The 16,259-nt window shown below is 67.5% G+C and carries 14 protein-coding genes; 3 read left to right on the top strand and 11 right to left on the bottom strand.

The genetic code is table 11. The annotated features are described in order from the left end of the window. Window positions 1-35 precede the first annotated feature (35 nt). Window positions 36-755, bottom strand: coding sequence for a type 1 glutamine amidotransferase (locus DOM33_RS15480; RefSeq protein WP_110670600.1), 720 nt, complete (start codon window positions 753-755; stop codon window positions 36-38). Window positions 756-1,084: 329 nt separating this feature from the next. On the opposite strand from DOM33_RS15480, the gene DOM33_RS15475 reads away from it, so the two are divergent. Next, window positions 1,085-1,597 carry a hypothetical protein gene (locus DOM33_RS15475; RefSeq protein WP_110670598.1) on the top strand — a complete coding sequence of 171 codons (513 nt, stop codon included), beginning with the start codon at window positions 1,085-1,087 and terminating at the stop codon, window positions 1,595-1,597. A gap of 82 nt (window positions 1,598-1,679) precedes the next feature. Here DOM33_RS15475 and DOM33_RS15470 read toward each other — a convergent pair whose 3' ends face one another. Beyond that, complete coding sequence (locus DOM33_RS15470; RefSeq protein ID WP_239495395.1) at window positions 1,680-2,801, bottom strand: AbrB family transcriptional regulator; 1,122 nt, start codon at window positions 2,799-2,801, stop codon at window positions 1,680-1,682. 202 nt (window positions 2,802-3,003) lie between these two features. Between DOM33_RS15470 and DOM33_RS15465 the strand changes: the two genes are divergently transcribed. Further along, window positions 3,004-4,311 (top strand): PQQ-dependent sugar dehydrogenase, encoded by a 1,308-nt coding sequence (locus DOM33_RS15465; protein ID WP_239495394.1) that lies wholly within the window; start codon window positions 3,004-3,006, stop codon window positions 4,309-4,311. Between the two features lie 15 nt (window positions 4,312-4,326). Here the strand turns inward: DOM33_RS15465 and DOM33_RS15460 are convergent, their stop codons facing one another. The 7 genes from DOM33_RS15460 to DOM33_RS15430 all read right to left on the bottom strand — a co-directional run bounded on the left by DOM33_RS15460 (window position 4,327) and on the right by DOM33_RS15430 (window position 11,952). Next, window positions 4,327-4,836 (bottom strand): metallophosphoesterase family protein, encoded by a 510-nt coding sequence (locus DOM33_RS15460; protein WP_338053865.1) that lies wholly within the window; start codon window positions 4,834-4,836, stop codon window positions 4,327-4,329. Between the two features lie 167 nt (window positions 4,837-5,003). Beyond that, on the bottom strand, window positions 5,004-5,423 hold the full coding sequence (locus DOM33_RS15455) for a hypothetical protein (RefSeq protein ID WP_110670596.1): 420 nt from the start codon (window positions 5,421-5,423) through the stop codon (window positions 5,004-5,006). A 95-nt stretch (window positions 5,424-5,518) separates the two neighbouring features. Then, window positions 5,519-6,700 (bottom strand): cobalamin-independent methionine synthase II family protein, encoded by a 1,182-nt coding sequence (locus tag DOM33_RS15450; RefSeq protein ID WP_110670594.1) that lies wholly within the window; start codon window positions 6,698-6,700, stop codon window positions 5,519-5,521. Window positions 6,701-7,003: 303 nt separating this feature from the next. Beyond that, complete coding sequence (gene ilvD, locus DOM33_RS15445; RefSeq protein WP_110670592.1) at window positions 7,004-8,758, bottom strand: dihydroxy-acid dehydratase; 1,755 nt, start codon at window positions 8,756-8,758, stop codon at window positions 7,004-7,006. Between the two features lie 279 nt (window positions 8,759-9,037). Next, window positions 9,038-10,417: an MFS transporter gene (locus DOM33_RS15440; protein ID WP_110670590.1), complete on the bottom strand. Its 1,380-nt coding sequence runs from the start codon at window positions 10,415-10,417 to the stop codon at window positions 9,038-9,040. A 122-nt stretch (window positions 10,418-10,539) separates the two neighbouring features. Beyond that, window positions 10,540-11,094, bottom strand: a complete 555-nt coding sequence (locus tag DOM33_RS15435; RefSeq protein WP_110670588.1) for a TetR/AcrR family transcriptional regulator — start codon at window positions 11,092-11,094, stop codon at window positions 10,540-10,542. Between the two features lie 207 nt (window positions 11,095-11,301). Beyond that, window positions 11,302-11,952 (bottom strand): YceI family protein, encoded by a 651-nt coding sequence (locus DOM33_RS15430; RefSeq protein WP_204352718.1) that lies wholly within the window; start codon window positions 11,950-11,952, stop codon window positions 11,302-11,304. Window positions 11,953-12,208: 256 nt separating this feature from the next. Here DOM33_RS15430 and DOM33_RS15425 point away from each other — a divergent pair, with 256 nt between their 5' ends. After that, window positions 12,209-13,402, top strand: a complete 1,194-nt coding sequence (locus DOM33_RS15425) for a CynX/NimT family MFS transporter (RefSeq protein WP_239495393.1) — start codon at window positions 12,209-12,211, stop codon at window positions 13,400-13,402. Window positions 13,403-13,407: 5 nt separating this feature from the next. Here DOM33_RS15425 and astB read toward each other — a convergent pair whose 3' ends face one another. Together astB and astD are read right to left on the bottom strand one after the other, a co-directional pair. After that, window positions 13,408-14,778: an N-succinylarginine dihydrolase gene (gene astB / locus DOM33_RS15420; protein WP_239495392.1), complete on the bottom strand. Its 1,371-nt coding sequence runs from the start codon at window positions 14,776-14,778 to the stop codon at window positions 13,408-13,410. Then, a complete protein-coding gene (gene astD / locus DOM33_RS15415) occupies window positions 14,775-16,244 on the bottom strand; it encodes a succinylglutamate-semialdehyde dehydrogenase (protein WP_110670584.1) in 1,470 nt (489 codons plus the stop codon). The genes astB and astD overlap by 4 nt, the downstream gene beginning before the upstream one ends. Window positions 16,245-16,259: the final 15 nt, after the last annotated feature.

Genomic DNA, 16,259 nt, shown 5'->3' with positions numbered 1-16,259 from the left:
CCGGGGCTTCGTCGTTGTCATCCGTGAGTTCGGCGCTATGCCGCACGGTCACTGCGCCAGAAGTTGAGCATCCACTGAGCCACCAGCTCGCCGTCGATGGGCGCCTCGAGCGAGGCGAGCCCCTCGGTGACCCGTTCGGCCGGCATCCTGTCTGCTCGCAGCGTCATCAGATCCGACGAGTAGGCCTTGGTGAATTCCGGATGGCCCTGGACGCCGAGAAAGCAGCCACCGACCTCGATCACGTAGAACGGGCAGAAATCGCTTTCGGCGAGCACGCGCGTCTCGGGCGGCAGCGCCTTGACCTGGTCCTGGTGGCTGACCAGCAGATCGAGGCGCTCGCGCGCCGGCACCATCCATGAAGGCCGTTCGATCACGCGGTTGAACGACACCCCGATCCCCCACCCTCGCGGACTCTTTTCCACTTCGCCCCCCAGCGCATGGGCGATGAGCTGGTGGCCGAAACAGACGCCCACCAGTGGGCGCCGTGCGGCGTAGAGCGTGCGCACGAACTCGCTGAGACGCTCGATCCAGGCGTGGCCGTCGTTGACGCCGTGCTTGGAGCCCGTGATCAGCCAGCCATCGATCGTCGCGATATCTTCGGCCGTGGGCAGCTCCTCGTCGAGGCAGCGCCAGGTGCGAAAGCTCAGCGTCGAGTCGACGCGGGTGAGCAGTCGCCGAAACTGTTCGGGGTAGTTGCCGTGAGCGCCTCGAAGCGGCTCGGCAACGTCGTCGCACTGCAGGATGCCGATTCGCATGTCGCCTTTCCTCCCTCGAGCGATTCGTGATCGCGCCATTCTAGCGCGGCTGTCGGGTGGCGAGAACAAACCCGAAGGCGACTGAGATGCGGCTGACAATTCTTCGCGCCCGCTACGTTGGGCAGCAATTGTTTACGCTTCTGGTATGGAGGCGCTGCCGGGGCGTCAGTATTCTGCTCGGAGTCTCGACGCCTTACGCCTCGACGCTTCACGCCCCATCGCCGACGCGGACCACTGCCGCTCGAGTCAGCTAGACGGCCACCCTCGATGGTGCCGCGCCACAACGACGCTTACCCATCGCCGGTAATCGCACACTGCAAGGGACGCCCATGGAAAACTGGCTGAACCCGGTCCAGGAGATGGCGGCGCTCGTCATCGCGCTATGCGCGTTGGCGCCGCTACGACGCCACCTGCGCCACCCCGTCGTGGGCCTGGTCATGATTGGCGGCCTGGCGGCGACGATCGTTTCGGCGCTGCTGCCGGCGTCGGTCGACCTGGCGCTTGCCGTTGCCGTATTCGGCCTGATCGTCGTCGCGAGCCGCCGGCGACGCCTTACGGCGTGGCTGACGCCGGGCCTGTCCAGTGCTTCCACGCCGTCCGGCGAGATCGCGGTGGAAGTCGCGGCGCATCCGGTCACAGGGCGGCTGCAGGTCTTTCACCTGTCGCGCTGGTTCGACGCCATCCTGATCGACCCCGCCAATCCGCCGCTGCGGGAGGGCGAGACGGTCTACTTGATTCGTCAGGATGGTCGGCAGGCCTGGGTCAGCCGAGTGCGAAGCCGGACCCAGCCCACAGCGTCCGCCAGGCGGTGGCGTCTCGATCCCCGCTACACCGAGGCCTAGGCGACGTAGGTAGACAGCCCGGCACGCAGGCCTCGGTGCCTCGTCCCACAGCATGCGCTCGAAAGCCCTGAAAGACCCTCGCTCAGGGTCGAGCGAAGCGGGCGACGAAGCGCGCCATCATCGGACCGACCATGACGACGGTGAACAGACGCAGCGTCTGCAGCGCGACGACGAGGCCGACGTCGGCGTGGGTATCGATGGCAATGATCGTCATCGAATCGAGCCCGCCGGGACTGGTGCCGAGATAGGCAGTGACGAACTCGGTGTGCATGAGCCACGTGATCGCCACCGCCGACAGTGCACAGAGCGCGATCAGCGTGAGCGATGCGATGATCATGGCGCCCAGCGAGCGGGCGATGTTGCGAAGGGTCTCGCGGTCGAAACGCAGCCCCACGTAGATCCCCAGCGCGGCGTAGGCGAGCTCGAGCAGCGGCCCCGGTAGCACGATCGTGATCACGCCCGTGAGGCTCAGCAGACAGCCGAGCATCACGGGCCCCAGCAACGCGCCGGCCGGCAATCGCCGATCGAACAGCCAGACGCCGAGGCCGGCCACCGCCAGCGTTGCCGCCAGCTGTCCCCACCCCGCAACCTCTCCCGGCCAGGGCGTTGCCTGATGCCCGCCACCGCCGCTCGCCCCCAGAACGTGACTCACCAGCGCGCCGATCAGCACCACGGCCACGACGCGCACGTACTGCATGGCAGCGACGATTCGCGGGTCCGCATCGTTCTCTTCGGCCATCGCGACCATCGCCGCTGCCGCTCCGGGCGTCGTGCCCCACGCCGCCGTCGACCCCGGCAGTCCGCCGTAACGCACCAGGCCGATGCCCACCCCCACGCTCAGCACCAGCGTGATCGCGGTTGCCAGCAGCATGACCGGCCACGCGGCGAGAATCTGCATCAGTACGCCTAGCGTGAGCGTCTGAGCGATCAGCACGCCGATCACGCCCTGCCCCAGCTTGAACGCCACGCGAGGCAGGCGCAGCCCGCCGATGCCCACGCCATAGACAATGGAGACGGCCATCGGACCGATGAACCCGCCCGCCGGCATGTGAACCAGCGCCAGCAGCCGATTGGCGAGCAGACAGGCGAGCGCCAGCACCAGCCAGCGCACCCAGCGAGGCGGCGACCATCGCGGTGGCGGCGAGGACGCTGAAGCGGGCGACGGCGATGAAGCCAGTGCAAAAAGTAAAGCGAGACTTGGCACGTCGTCCTCCGAACAAAGACGCGAGCATAGCAGCCGGCCCTGGGGGAGACAGCGTTTGTCGACAATCTTTCGAATGGGGGATCAGGTTCCGCCTGGGGATCGACCTGCTAGAGTCAATCAGACGAGTCGGCCCCGAAGGGCGGTTGCCAACGGGTGAAGGCTCGAGGCCAGAAACCGACATGGATAACAACGAGGAAACGTCATGTTCGACGTCCAGATTCGCCCGCGCGATCGCGTACGCAGCCGTCCCCTTGCCCTGCCAGCCGCCGCCATGCGTACCGCGACGCCGCGGACCTTTCGGCTCCCCTTACGGTGGCTTTCGACGACCGCTCTGGCACTCGCCCTGGGTAGCGAGGCCTTTGCCCAGGCGCAGGTCGATACCGGCCCGCCCAACGCGCCCGATCAGACCCCGGCCTTCGACGGCCAGACCCGGGCGCCATCGCTGGGCGAGCCGCTCGCCACGCGAACCGATCGCGTGGCGACGGGGCTCGAACACCCCTGGGGACTGGCGTTTCTCGATGCCGAATCGGCACTGGTGACCGAGCGTCCCGGCCGACTGCGCGTCGTCGACCTGGAGAGCGGCGAGCTTTCCGCGCCCATCGAGGGGCTACCCGACATCGACGCCCGCGGTCAGGGCGGACTGCTCGACGTCAGCCTCGACCCCGCCTTCGAAACCAATCGGCGCGTCTATTTCAGCTACGCCGAGCCCCGCGGCGACGGCGAGAACGGGACCTCGGTGGCTCGCGCCGTGTTGAGCGAGGATCGCCGACGGCTGGACAGTCTCGAGGTCATCTTCCGCCAGACACCGGCGTGGCAGTCGACCAAGCACTTCGGCTCGGTGCTGGTCTGGGACGACGAGGGGCGGCTCTATGTCACGCTCGGCGAGCGCTCGCTGCCGGCGCCACGGCAGCTCGCGCAGGACACCCAGGCGCACCTGGGCAAGGTGGTGCGTATTCTCGACGACGGCTCGATCCCCGAGGACAACCCCTTCGCCGACGGTGAAGAGGGCCTCCCGGAGATCTGGTCCTACGGTCATCGCAACGTGCAGGGCGCGGCGTGGCAACCCGGTGCGAACCGCCTCTGGACCCTCGAGCACGGCCCCAAGGGCGGTGACGAGCTCAACCTGCCCGAGCCCGGCGAGAACTACGGCTGGCCGGCGATCACCTACGGCGAGGATTACAGCGGCGCGCCGATCGGCGACGGCATCACCGAGCAGTCGGGCATGGAGCAGCCGGTCTACTACTGGGACCCCGTCATCGCGCCCGGCGACATGACGTTCTACCAGGGCGAGCGCTTCCCCGACTGGCAGGGGAGTCTGGTCATTGCCTCCCTCTCCCCCGGCGGGCTGGTGCGCCTGACGCTCGACGGTGATCGCGTCAGCGGCGAACAGCGGCTGCTCGAGTCACTGGGACGGGTTCGCGACGTCGCCGAAGGCCCGGACGGTGCGCTGTGGGTGCTGACCGATCAGCGCGACGGCGCGCTGATCCGCATCACCCCCGAGCAGGAGTGATCCCGCCGCGATCTTTCAAAGCGGCAGATGCAGAATGGCGCCGCGGATCCCCGCGGCGTCGATCCAGAGCTTGCCCAGCGTCAACGGTAACGTGAACCGCCGCTTGCCGGCCGCGCCAGGATTGAACAGCAGCCGGCGCGTCTCTTCCTTTCCCTGCCATGCCCCCTCACGCCACTCGTTACGCGGCTTGTGCGAGTGGCCGTGGAGCACCGCCTCGCAGGCCATCGTCTCGTCGGTATCGGCGATGTCGTGGACGAGCTGGAGCGCTCGACCGTTGATCTCCAGACGGCAATGCAGCGGCAGCGCGGCGCACTCCCCCTCGCGATCGATGTTGCCCCGCACGCTGTAGAGTGGCGCCAGCGCCTCGAGTTGCCGAAGAATGGCCGGATCGCCGACGTCGCCGAGATGGATCAGCGGGTCGCAGTCAGCCAGCAGCGCCAGCGCCTCCTCTCGCAGCAGCCCGTGCGTGTCGGAGATGACACCCACGGGCCTGTCGGTTGCGATGCGTGTCGTCTCGATCGTCAAGGCGTCCCCCCTCGATTCGTTTGGATCGGCGCGTTGTCGCGTCGTCGTCTTCCTCGTCCGATACGCGCCCCGATATCGGTCGCCCCGACACCGGATGCCCTGGTGCAGGACACCTAACGCAAGACGGCCCCGCAGGGCCGTCGATGCTTCAGGGTGTCGAGAGCGGATCAGGCACCGCCGGGATTGGCCTGCGATGAGGAGGACTTCTCGATCTTCTCGAAGGTCACGTTCTCGTCGGCGTCCATCTGGCAAGTGATGTTGTACATCGAGTTACCTTCACCGAGCAGGTCGACGCGCAGCTCGAAAGGTTCGCCGTTCTCGAGCTCGCTGGCATCGAAATCCTTGGCGTTGTTCTCGTAGACTTCCTTGCCCTCGAAGTCGTAGTCGGTGTCGTGCTCGTCCACCGCCAGCTGCTTGCACTCTTCGGCCTTGGGCGGCACGCCTTCGGTCTGGCTCTCGGTCTCGTTGGCGCCCTCTCTGGCCTGCGCCTGCGGCTGATGCTGCACTTCCGCCATGGCGCCCGTGGCCAGCAGCATGGCGCTCAGCGTCAGACCGAAGCCGGCGCCCATCATCTTGTTCAGCGACATTGCACGTCTCCCTGTTGTGCGAGTTCCTCTGGAGTATAGGAGAGCACGGCCAAGGTGCACGCCCCCTTCGAGCGCGCGCGCCCGACGAGGGCGGCTCAGCCCCAGAGGCGCCGGGTAGCGATGGCCGCGCCTTCGCTCAGCGCCTTGAGCTTCGCCCACGCCACGTCCTGGGCGACGAACTCGTAGCTGGCGAAGGTGCCGAAGCCGCAGTCGGTGCCGGCGACGATCCGCTCGCGATCGCCGACGGCCTCGACCGAGGCGCAGATGCGATTGGCGACCACTTCCGGATGCTCGAGATAGTTGGTGGTGACGTCGATCACCCCCGGCAACAGCAGCATGTGATCCGGCAGCGGATGCGTCTTGAACGACACCGTCTCGTGCTCGTGACGCGGGTTGCCCAGCGGAATGCTCAAGGCCCCGACCTTAGCGCGATAGAGGATCGGCAGCAGCTCGGCGACCGGCACGTCGTCCTGGTGCGGCCCCTGCCAGTTGCCCCAGCAGACGTGCAGCCGTACACGGTCCGCCGGAATGTTCTCGAGCGCCAGGTTGATCGCCTCGACGTGGAGTTCGACCCGCTCGAGGAAGGTGCCGAGATCGGCGTCGCCGAACATGATGACCCGCTCCATGGCGAGATCCGGCGCGTCGAGCTGCAGCACATGGCCGGCGGCGACGATCGCTTCGTACTCGCGCTTCATCTCGCGGGCGACGGCCAGCACGTAGTCACGATCGGTGGGATAGTCCGGGTTGTCGTCGGCGCGCAGCATGGTGGTGGTCACCACGCCGGGAGACGCCGCGGTCATGAAGGTCTCTGCCGGCTGGGCGCCGCCGGCCAGCGCGGTCGAGAACGAGGCGAGTTCGGCGTTGACGCCAGCGAGTGTCGGATCGTACTGCACCGCGCGCTGCGCCAGCGGCGTGTTCCAGACCTTGGCCAGATCCTCCGACACGCCGATCTGGCGCGCCATGTGGGCGGCATAGCCGGGGAAGCGCTGCATATCCAGCGCCGGCTTGCGTCGCCCCTCGCCGCCGAAGCCGGTCATCCGCTCGGTCACGTAGGTCGAGAAGCCGACCCGCGGCACCTCACCGTTGTTGATGCTGTCGAGCCCGGCGTCGAGCTGACCGCGAATCACCCCGTCGAGGCACTCGGCGACCTGGCGGTCGAACTCGGCACCGTCGATCGCCCGGCCCTGCTCGCGCTGGACCAGCAGCTTCGACAGCGCCTGCGTGCGCGGCAGGCTGCCGGTGTGCGTGGTGATGATGCGGTCGCGGCTGGTTCTCATGGTGACTCCTGACAGAAAAGAGGCGGCGAAACTCGCCGTTGGATCGACACACAGAATACGGAAATTCCGGGCAGCGCCGCGCTCGCACGAGATGAAAGTTCCGCGACCACTGATGAACGCCACTCATGTAGATCTCTATCTCGGCCTTCATCCTCGCCGACGCCGGCGCGTCTGTCGACAGGCGCGACCCTAGGCGCGTGAGCGCCGGACGGGACGTCGAGCGGTTCAAGATGGCGCGCCCGAAACGACGACGCCCCCGACACGCGAGTGCCGGGGGCGCCGGTCAGCGCATCGTGTCCGAGCTCAGTCGATGCCGTCGTCCAAGGCTTCAGGCAGATCGGTCACCGCGCCCTTCGAGGCGGAGCTCACCGTGCGCGCGTACTTCGCCAGCGTGCCGCGGGTGTAGCGCGGCGCCGGGCGCTTCCACGCCGCGCGGCGGCGCTGCATCTCGGCGTCGTCGATGTGCACGGTCATGACGTCGTTCTCGGCGTCGATGGTGATCTGATCACCGTCCTCGACCAGGCCGATCGGTCCGCCGACGAAGGCCTCCGGCGTGATGTGGCCGACCACGAAGCCGTGGCTGCCGCCGGAGAAGCGCCCGTCGGTGATCAGCGCGACCTGGTCGCCGAGCCCGCGCCCCATGATCGCCGAGGTCGGCGTGAGCATTTCGCGCATGCCGGGGCCGCCCTTCGGGCCTTCGTAACGGATCACCAGCACGTCACCGGCGACCACGGTCAGATCGTTGATGCGCGCCTGGGCTTCCTCTTCGGAGTCGAACACTCGGGCCTTGCCGGTAAAGCGCGTGCCCTCCTTGCCGGTGATCTTGGCTACCGCGCCTTCCGGCGCGAGATTGCCGTAGAGCACGCGCAGGTGGCTGGTCGCTTTCACCGGGGCGTCGAGCGGCTTGATGATCGCCTGATCCACCGGATACGGCGCGACGCCGGCGAGGTTCTCCGCCAGCGTCTTGCCGGTGACGGTCAGGCAGTCACCGTGGAGCAGACCGGCGTCGAGCAGCATCTTCATCATCGGCTGGATACCGCCGACGGCGACCAGCTCGCTCATCATGTAGTGCCCGCTCGGGCGCAGGTCGGCGAGCACCGGTACCCGCTTGCCGATCTCGGTGAAGTCGTCCAGCGACAGCTCGACGCCGATGGTATTGGCGATCGCCAGCAGGTGCAGCACGGCGTTGGTCGACCCGCCGAGGGCGATGACCACGGTGATGGCGTTCTCGAACGCCTCGCGGGTCATGATGTCGGAGGGCTTGATGTCGAGTTCGAGCAGCTCGAGCACGGCCTCGCCGGCGGCGCGGCTGTCGTCCTGCTTGGTCTGCGACACCGCATCCTGGGCCGAGGAGTTGGGCAGGCTCATGCCCATCGCCTCGATGGCGGAAGCCATGGTATTGGCGGTGTACATGCCGCCGCAGGAGCCCGGCCCCGGAATCGCCGTCTCCTCGATCTGCTTGACCTCGATGCGCGACATGTTGCCCTGGGAGTAGGCGCCCATCGCCTCGAACACCGAGACGATGTCGGTGTGGCCGGCGCCGGGCTGGATGGTACCGCCATAGACGAACAGGCTCGGGCGGTTCAAACGCGCCAGCCCGATCATGCAGCCCGGCATGTTCTTGTCGCAGCCGCCGATGGCGACCACGCCGTCGAACCCTTCGCAGCCCGCCACCGCCTCGATGGAGTCGGCGATGATCTCCCGCGAGGCCATCGAATACTTCATGCCTTCGGTGCCGTTGGCGATGCCGTCACTGATGGTGATGGTGTTGAACACCACGCCCTTGCCGCCGGCGGCGTCGGCACCGTCGCTGGCGGCATCCGCCAGCACGTTGATGTGGCTGTTGCACGGCGTGACCCGGCTCCAGGTCGAAGCGATACCGACCTGCGGTTTCTTGAAGTCGTCGTCGTTGAAACCCACCGCGCGCAGCATGGCGCGGCTTGCCGCCTTGCCCGGGCCGTCCACCACCTGAGCGGAGTGGTGGCGGCGGTGATCGGTGTTCTCGCTGAAATCGGGATTCGCGGAAGCCGCGTCTTCGGGACGGTCCTGCTGGCTCATCGAGCGCTCCTGTTGTCGTCTGGTGGCCCGCGGCGAGGCATCGCTCATCGGGTCTTGGGAGGTTCGACGCTCACCGGCCGGGATGACACGGCAGTCAAGAGCGGCGAGCGTCGGCGTCACGATCAAATGACGAGTACGCGGACGTGAGCGCTCTTGTGGAGCCTGCAGCACCCCCGGCACGAAGCGGATACGCCATTGTAGCCACGTTGGCAGGCCGGCGACATCCGCAGCGTCGGGGCTGTGCATGTCGCAGACCGACCTCCCGATTCAATCGATGATTCAGCCGAACCATTGCCGACATCGACGGGCGATCCATGCGATGGCCCCCAGCGGCGGCATGGCGGGCATGTAAAAGCGCGCCAGCGGTGCGACAGATTCGGCAGGTGGTGCGACAGCGACGTCGCTCGACCTGCCGCGCCGTGGCGCTTCGGGCCATGCCTTATCAGCCTTGCCGGCATCGCGATTGCCCTCGTGTTCCCCCGCATGACGCTGCTCGTGGTGACTGTCCTGACGGCGACCTCGATAGCGCACCAGGGCCGTCGCCAGTGCGATCAGCGCAAAAGTGACAAAGCAGACGACGCTCCCCAGACTGCCGATCAGATAGCCCGCCAGCGGCGAGCCGACGATCTGCCCCGCCGCGATCATCAGAAACGGCAGTCCCAGCCCCACCGCGGGGCGGTCGGCGTAGAGGCCGACGCCCCAGACGAGATAGACACCGGTCAGCATGATGTAGGCCGCGCCGAATAGCGCCGCGGACACGCCCACCGCCATCAGGTGGGTCGGCATCAGCACCAGTAGCACCAGTGACAGCGCCATGGCAGCCAGCGACGCCCGGTGCACCCAGTTGACCCCCACGCGCTTGACCAGATCGCCGGCGATGCCACCGAACAGCCCCGCCACGCCGATCAGAATCCAGACGCCGTTGGCCGTGTTCTGGCCAAAATCCCCCAGTGTCATCACCACATCGCTGGAAAAGGTCCAGTAGGCCGAACTCGCCGTGCCCATACCGATGGCCGCCAGCGCGAGGGCGACGATACCGGGGCGCCGGAGCCCGCCGGTACGAGGTGTCGTCGAATCCGCCTCAGACGGCGTGTCCGACGCGTCGAGACGCCGAGGCACACTGAACCAGAGCATTAGCGCATTGATCAGTGCGGCGACGGCAAAGGCGGCGTAGGCGAGCCGCCACTGGCCGGTGGCGATGAAGGCAACGGGGCCGGAAACCGCGACACCGAGGCTGGTACCGGCATTGATCAGCGTATTGGCATGGCCCTGGCGGGCCTCGTCGATCACCCCGGAGACCGCCTGCGCCATCGGCGGCGAGGCGAGCCCGGTGCTCATGCCGGCGAACAGGATGGCGACGGCGAGCAGCAGCGGGTGGGTGCTCGCGGCGATGGCGGCCATGCCCACCGCGGCCACCAGCGCGGCGGTGACGGTGACGAACCGTGCCCCCAGTCGCTCCACCAGCAGGGCGCTCACGACGATCGCGAAACAATACCCGACGTAGGCCCCGCTGCCGATGAGACCCGCGGTGGTGGGACTCAGCCCTACGTCGTCGCGCATGCTGGGGAGAAAGAGCCCGTAGGCGAAACGGGCCAGCCCGTAGCTAATACCGATCAGCAGGGTACCGGCGACGATCAAACGACGTTCGATGCGCTTCACGAGGTCTCTCCTTTCACGAGTGTAAAATGATCGTTTTTATTACTAGCGACAGGCATCCCCGGCGAGATGCCGGTCGAATGATCGATCGCTATTCGGTCGAAATCAGCTCAAGGAACGACTGGCTAGCCGGTCGTCGGCTCGGGGGCTTTCGCCGCCGAGACGAGCGTGCGCACGGCGCGGCGGGCGGCAATGGCCACCGCCTCGCCGCGGTAGGTGTAGGCATGAACCATGCCCTCGAACAGCACCAGGATCTCATCGACGAGATCGTCGTCTCGACGCCCGATCTCTGCCGCGACGAGTTCGCCGATCTTCTCCTGCATGAATCCCTTGTGCCGCGACATCGCCTCGGCGATTTCGGGAACGTCGCCGCCGGTCTCGCGCCAGGTGCGCAGGAAAAGACAGCCTCGCGCCCCCTCCTGAGAGAACCATGTTTCCAGCGCGGCGAAGAGCGCATCGACGCTGGCGACATCGACCCGCCGCCGGAAACGACGATCGCGCGCCTGAAGCACCGCGCCCATCAGGGCGTTCTTGCTGCCGACGTGCTTGTAGAGCGTGCGGCTGGAGATGCCGGCGGCGCTGGTCAGCCGATCCATGCCGGTGGCGGTAAAACCGTGGCGGTCGAAGAGCGCTTCCGCGGTGTCGAGCAGTCGCGCGCGAATGTCGTTGCTGGCCTGCATGTCACGTCCTCGATGTCGTGGCTTCACCACCAATGTAAAACGATCCCTTTACATTAGCAAGGGCTGGCCGAACAATCGGGTCAAACGTCGCTTGACCAAGCCGGGTTACACGCTCCGTAGGCACCACCGAAAACAGCGCGGCGGGGCNNGCCCCGCCGCGCTGTCGGTCTCGCGCGCGGCGTCGAGATCGGCTCTCGACGCCCGGGATCAATCCTGCGGTGTGAACTCCGCTTCGATCTCCAGTTCGACCGCATCGCTGATACCCATGGCGCTGTCGCCTTCCGGAAGCAGGTAATCGAGGCCCCAGTCGCTGCGCATCATTTCCGCTTCGCCGTCGAAGCCGAGACGGTAGTTCTCGTCGAAGGGATAGACCGCGGCCTGGTTGAACTCCGCTTCGATGGTCAGCGGGTGGGTCTGGCCGTTGAAGGTCAGCTCGCCTTCGATGGTCGCCTCGTTGTCGTCGTCCAGCTCGATCTGGGTGGAGCGGAAGGTAGCGGTGGGATTCTGCTCGACGTCGAAGAAGTCGTCGCTTGCCAGATGATCGTCCAGCGAGCTGCCGGTGAGCACCTGGTCGAGCGGAATCTCGATGTTCAGCTCGCTCTGGGCCGGGTCGTCGGCCAGTTTCAACGTGCCGGTGATGCCGGTGAACTGCCCCTGGTAGGTGGAGAAACCGTAATGATCCACGGCCCAGGTGGTCTTGGAGTGGGAACCGTCGAGCTGGTAGGTGCCGGTCGGCACTTCGGAGATGTCGTTCGTCTCAGGCTGCTCGGCGGCCAGGACGGCACCGCTGCTGAGCAAACCGACGAGCGTAGTGATGCCCAGCGCCGAAGCGCCTCGCGTGGTCATCGTGCGAGTCATGAGTTCTCTCCCTTCAACTGATTGAGTCGATAACGACTGCATTCAGCGTAGGAGAAATCTATCGCCGTGTCGGTTCGGCCTGGGCCCGGTCGAGCCGTGCCCCGGTGCGGGGATGCTAAGATGCCGCCCCGCGGGCCGGTCTCGCCACTCGGGAATCGGCGCTTTGCGCCATTCGCGATTTCCATCGCGCCCGTTGCCCCTGCAAAAGCGCCCCCGGCCGGGTGCCCCTGGCCAGAAGCCCACCAAGGAGCCTCTCGTGTCGTCATCGCTGAACCGTTTTGCCCTCCCCGCCTGGCTCTGGCTGCTCGCCTTCGGTCTCGCGGCGATCAATCTGCGTGCGCCGATCGTGGTGATCGGGCCGGTGCTCGAGCCGATCATGTCGACGCTTTCCATCGATGCCGGTACGGCCAGCCTGCTGACCACCGGGATGATTCTCTGCTTCGGACTGCTCTCGCCGCTGGCGCCGGGCTTCGCCGACCGGGTCGGGCTCGACCGGGCGATCGCCTGTGCGCTCACGCTGGTCGCTGCGGGTGGGGCGCTGCGCGGGGTCGAGCTCTTCCCGCTGATGCTCGCCGGCACCCTCTTGGCCGGGCTGGGGATCGCCTTCGGCAACGTCTTCATGCCGGCGCTGGTCAAGCGCGACCGCAGCGAACGGCTGGGGCAGACGATGGGGCTCTACACGGTAATGATGGGTATCGGCGCGACGGTGAGCGCGGGCTCGGCGGTACCGCTGATGCGAGCGAGCGGCAGCTGGTCGACGCCGATCTGGCTGTGGGCGGGGGTGGGGCTTGCTTCGGCACTGCTCTGGTGGGGCGTGGCCCGGCGGCTACGCGTGGCGGGCTCCGATGCGCCCCGGCCGCCGATGTCACGGCTCTTTCGCAGTCCGGTGGCGTGGACGCTGACGCTCTTCATGGGCGCCCAGTCGCTCGGCTTCTACACCCTGCAGACCTGGCTGCCGGCGCTGGCGACGGAGGCCGGCGTCTCCGCCGCTACCGCCGGGCTGATGGTCTCGACGATCAACCTGACCAGCATACCGGCGAGCTATCTGATCGCCCGGCTCGCGGCGCGGCTCAGCCATCACAGCCTGCTGGTACTCGCGCTCTGCGCGCTGATCGGCACTTCGCTACTCGGCCTGCTGCTGGCGCCGACGGCGGCGCCGCTTGTATGGGCCGTTCTGCTCGGCGCCGGCCAGGGCGGCTGCTTCAGCTTTGCGCTGACGATGATCGTGCTGCGGACCCGGGCGCCGCAGCACGCGGCAATGCTTTCGGGGATGTCCCAGAGCCTCGGCTATCTGCTCGCCGCCGGGGGCCCGCTGCTCTTCGGTGCGCTGCAGGGCTCGACCGGCAGCTGGCACGCCTCGCTGCTCTTTCTGCTGTTGCTGCTGGCGGGCCAGAGCGTGGCCGGCGTACTGCTTGGCCGACCCAGAATGGTCGAGTTGAAAGACGCCTGAGGCGCTCAGGCGTCGAGCTGAAACGGATAGACGCTGCCGATCCGCAGCAGCCCGGTGAGCTCATCCAGTGCGGTCAGGGTCTCGCGGGCGAGTGCAGGGTCGGCGAGATCCCCTGGACCGAGCCGGTCGCGGTAGTGCCGCTCGACCCAGGCAATCAGCTCGGCGTAGAGCTTCTCGGTCAGCAGCGCCCGCCCGCTCATGGCGCCGCGCTCGGCGGCGGAGAGCGCCACGCGCAGACGCAAACAGGCGGGGCCACCGCCGTTGCGCATGCTCTGCTTGACGTCTTTCACCACCACCTCGCTGATCGGGTTGTAGCCCGCCAGCAGCAGATCCTGAATCACCCGCCAGACCGACTCGTTCTCCTGACACTCCCCGGGCACTACCAGCGTCATGCTGCCGTCGGGGTTGGAGAGCAGCTGCGAGTTGAACAGATAGGTCGAGACGGCGTCATCGAGTGCGATCGCCTCACTTGGCACCCGCACCGGTATCAGCGGTGATGCCATCCGCTCACGCAGCGCGTCCAGCGTGCCCGCCTCGTTCCGAAACGCCATGTCGTGATAGAGCAGCACGGGGCCGTTGCCCACGGCGATGACGTCGTTGTGAAAGACACCGGCGTCGATGGCGTCCGGATGCTGCTGGGCGAAGACGCACTGGGCATCGCTCAGACCGTGCTGGCGGGCGATGGCCTCGCTCGCCTCCCGCGTCTGGCGGGCCGGATAGCGCACCGGGCCGCGCTCGCCGCCGAAGGCCTGGCGTCCGTAGACGTAGAGATGCACGCCGGCCTCGCCGTGGTCGCCTGCCAGCCGGGTGTGGTTGGCAGCGCCCTCGTCGGAGAACGCCGGCGTCGCCGGCAGCGCCGGGTGGTGCGCGAAGTGGCCGGCGTCGCTGAAGATCGCCGCCAGCACCCGACCGGTGGTCTGCGGCTCCAGATAGCGATGAAAGCTCGACTGCAGGTTGGCCGGGGTGAAATGGACGCGGCCGTCGGGGGCGTCGACGCCCGGCGTCACCGTGGCGGCATTGGCCGTCCACATGCTCGAGGCCGAGCAGACCGCGCGCAGAAGGTGCGGAGCCTGCTCGGCGGCGCGGGCAAGAACCTGGGCATCGCTGCCGCCGAAGCCGAGCGCCCGCAGCGCGCCGAGATCGGGGCGCTGCTGCGGCGGCAGCACGCCCTGGGCGTAGCCGGCATCCATCAGGGACTTCATCTTCTCCAGTCCCTGCAGTGCCGCCTCCCGCGGGTTGGCCTCGAGCCCGCCGTGACGCATCGAGGCGACGTTGCCGTGGGCGAGCCCGGCATAGTTGTGCGTCGGGCCGACCAGACCGTCGAAATTGACCTCCTGGACGTCACTCACGGCGTCATTCATCGCATCGCCGCTCATAACCTGACTCCGGGTGGCAGCTCGCTCGGCATCGCCAGGGTGTCGGCTTCCATCGAGGCGACCGGGTAGGCGCAGTAGTCTGCCGCGTAGTAGGCGCTCGGGCGGTGATTGCCGCTGTCGCCGATGCCGCCGAAGGGCGCATCACTGGAGGCGCCGGTGGTCTGCCGGTTCCAGTTGACGATGCCGGCGCGAATGCGCAGCAGGAACTCGTCCCAGTCGGACTGATCGCCGCCGATGAGGCCGGCGGAGAGGCCGTAACGGGTGTCATTGGCAAGCTCGATCGCCTCGTCCCAGTCGGCGTAGCGACTCACCTTGAGCAGCGGCCCGAAGTGCTCCTCGTCCGGCACGTCGCAGCCGGTGACGTCGATCAGCCCCGGCGAGAGCAGGCTGGTGCCCGCCTCCAGCGAGGCCATGCGCACCAGCACCTCGCCGCCGCGGGACTCGAGATCCGCCTGGGCGGCAAGCAGCCCCTCGGCGGCTTCCGGGCTGACGAGGCCGGAGTAGAACGGCGCAGGTTCGCTGAACGGCGCGGCCACGTGCAGCGCACGCATCGCTTCGACGAGTTTGTCGATCAGCCGATCGCCGCTTTCCCCCTTCGGCACGATGAGCCGTCGGGCGCAGGTACAGCGCTGCCCGCCGGAGAGAAACGCGGACTGCAGCACGGTGAGTACGGCCGCGTCGAGATCGCGCACGTCCTTGATCACCAGCGGGTTGTTGCCGCCAAGCTCCAGCGCCAGAATCTTGTCCAGCTGGCCGGCGAACTGACGGTGCAGCAGCCCGCCGATCCTGGCGCTGCCGGTGAAGAGCAGGCCATCGATATCGGCATTGCCCGCCAGTGCCTGCCCCACCTCGGCGGCGCCCTGAACCAGATTGATCACGCCGGCCGGCAGGCCCGCTCGCTCCCAGCACTGCAGCACCAGGTCGGCGGTCATCGGCGTCTGCTCGCTGGGCTTGAAGACCACGCAGTTACCCGCGAGCAGCGCCGGTACGATATGCCCGTTGGGCAGGTGGCCGGGAAAGTTGTAGGGGCCGAAAACGGCCATCACCCCATGCGGGCGGTGGCGCAGCACCGCCCGCGTGCCGTTGGCGTCGCGGGCGCGCTCGCCGGTTCGCTCGTGGTAGGCGGTGAGCGAGATGGCGACCTTGCCGATCATCGCGCCGATTTCGGTCCGCGCCTCCCAGATCGGCTTGCCCGTCTCCTGGGCGATGCTGATCGCCAGCGGCTCGCGTTGCGCCTCGAGCTGGTCGCGGAAGCGTTCGACGACGGTTTGGCGCTCGTCGAATGCCCGTCGTGCCCAGCCGGGGAAGGCGCGGCGAGCTGCCGCGACCGCCGCATTCACCTGCTCGGGTGAGGCCGCACTCGCCTGCCACAGCGCTTCACCCGAGACGGGATCTCGCTTGTCAAAGACGTCGGCCTGACCCTGCTGCCAGTGACCGTCGATCAGCAGCTGCTGCTTGGCGTGCATATCTCACTCCTGGTT

This window comes from Salinicola halophilus (assembly GCF_003206155.1).
In the GTDB taxonomy this organism is placed as follows: Bacteria; Pseudomonadota; Gammaproteobacteria; order Pseudomonadales; family Halomonadaceae; genus Salinicola; species Salinicola halophilus.
This window is presented reverse-complemented; position numbering and strand designations above follow the sequence as displayed.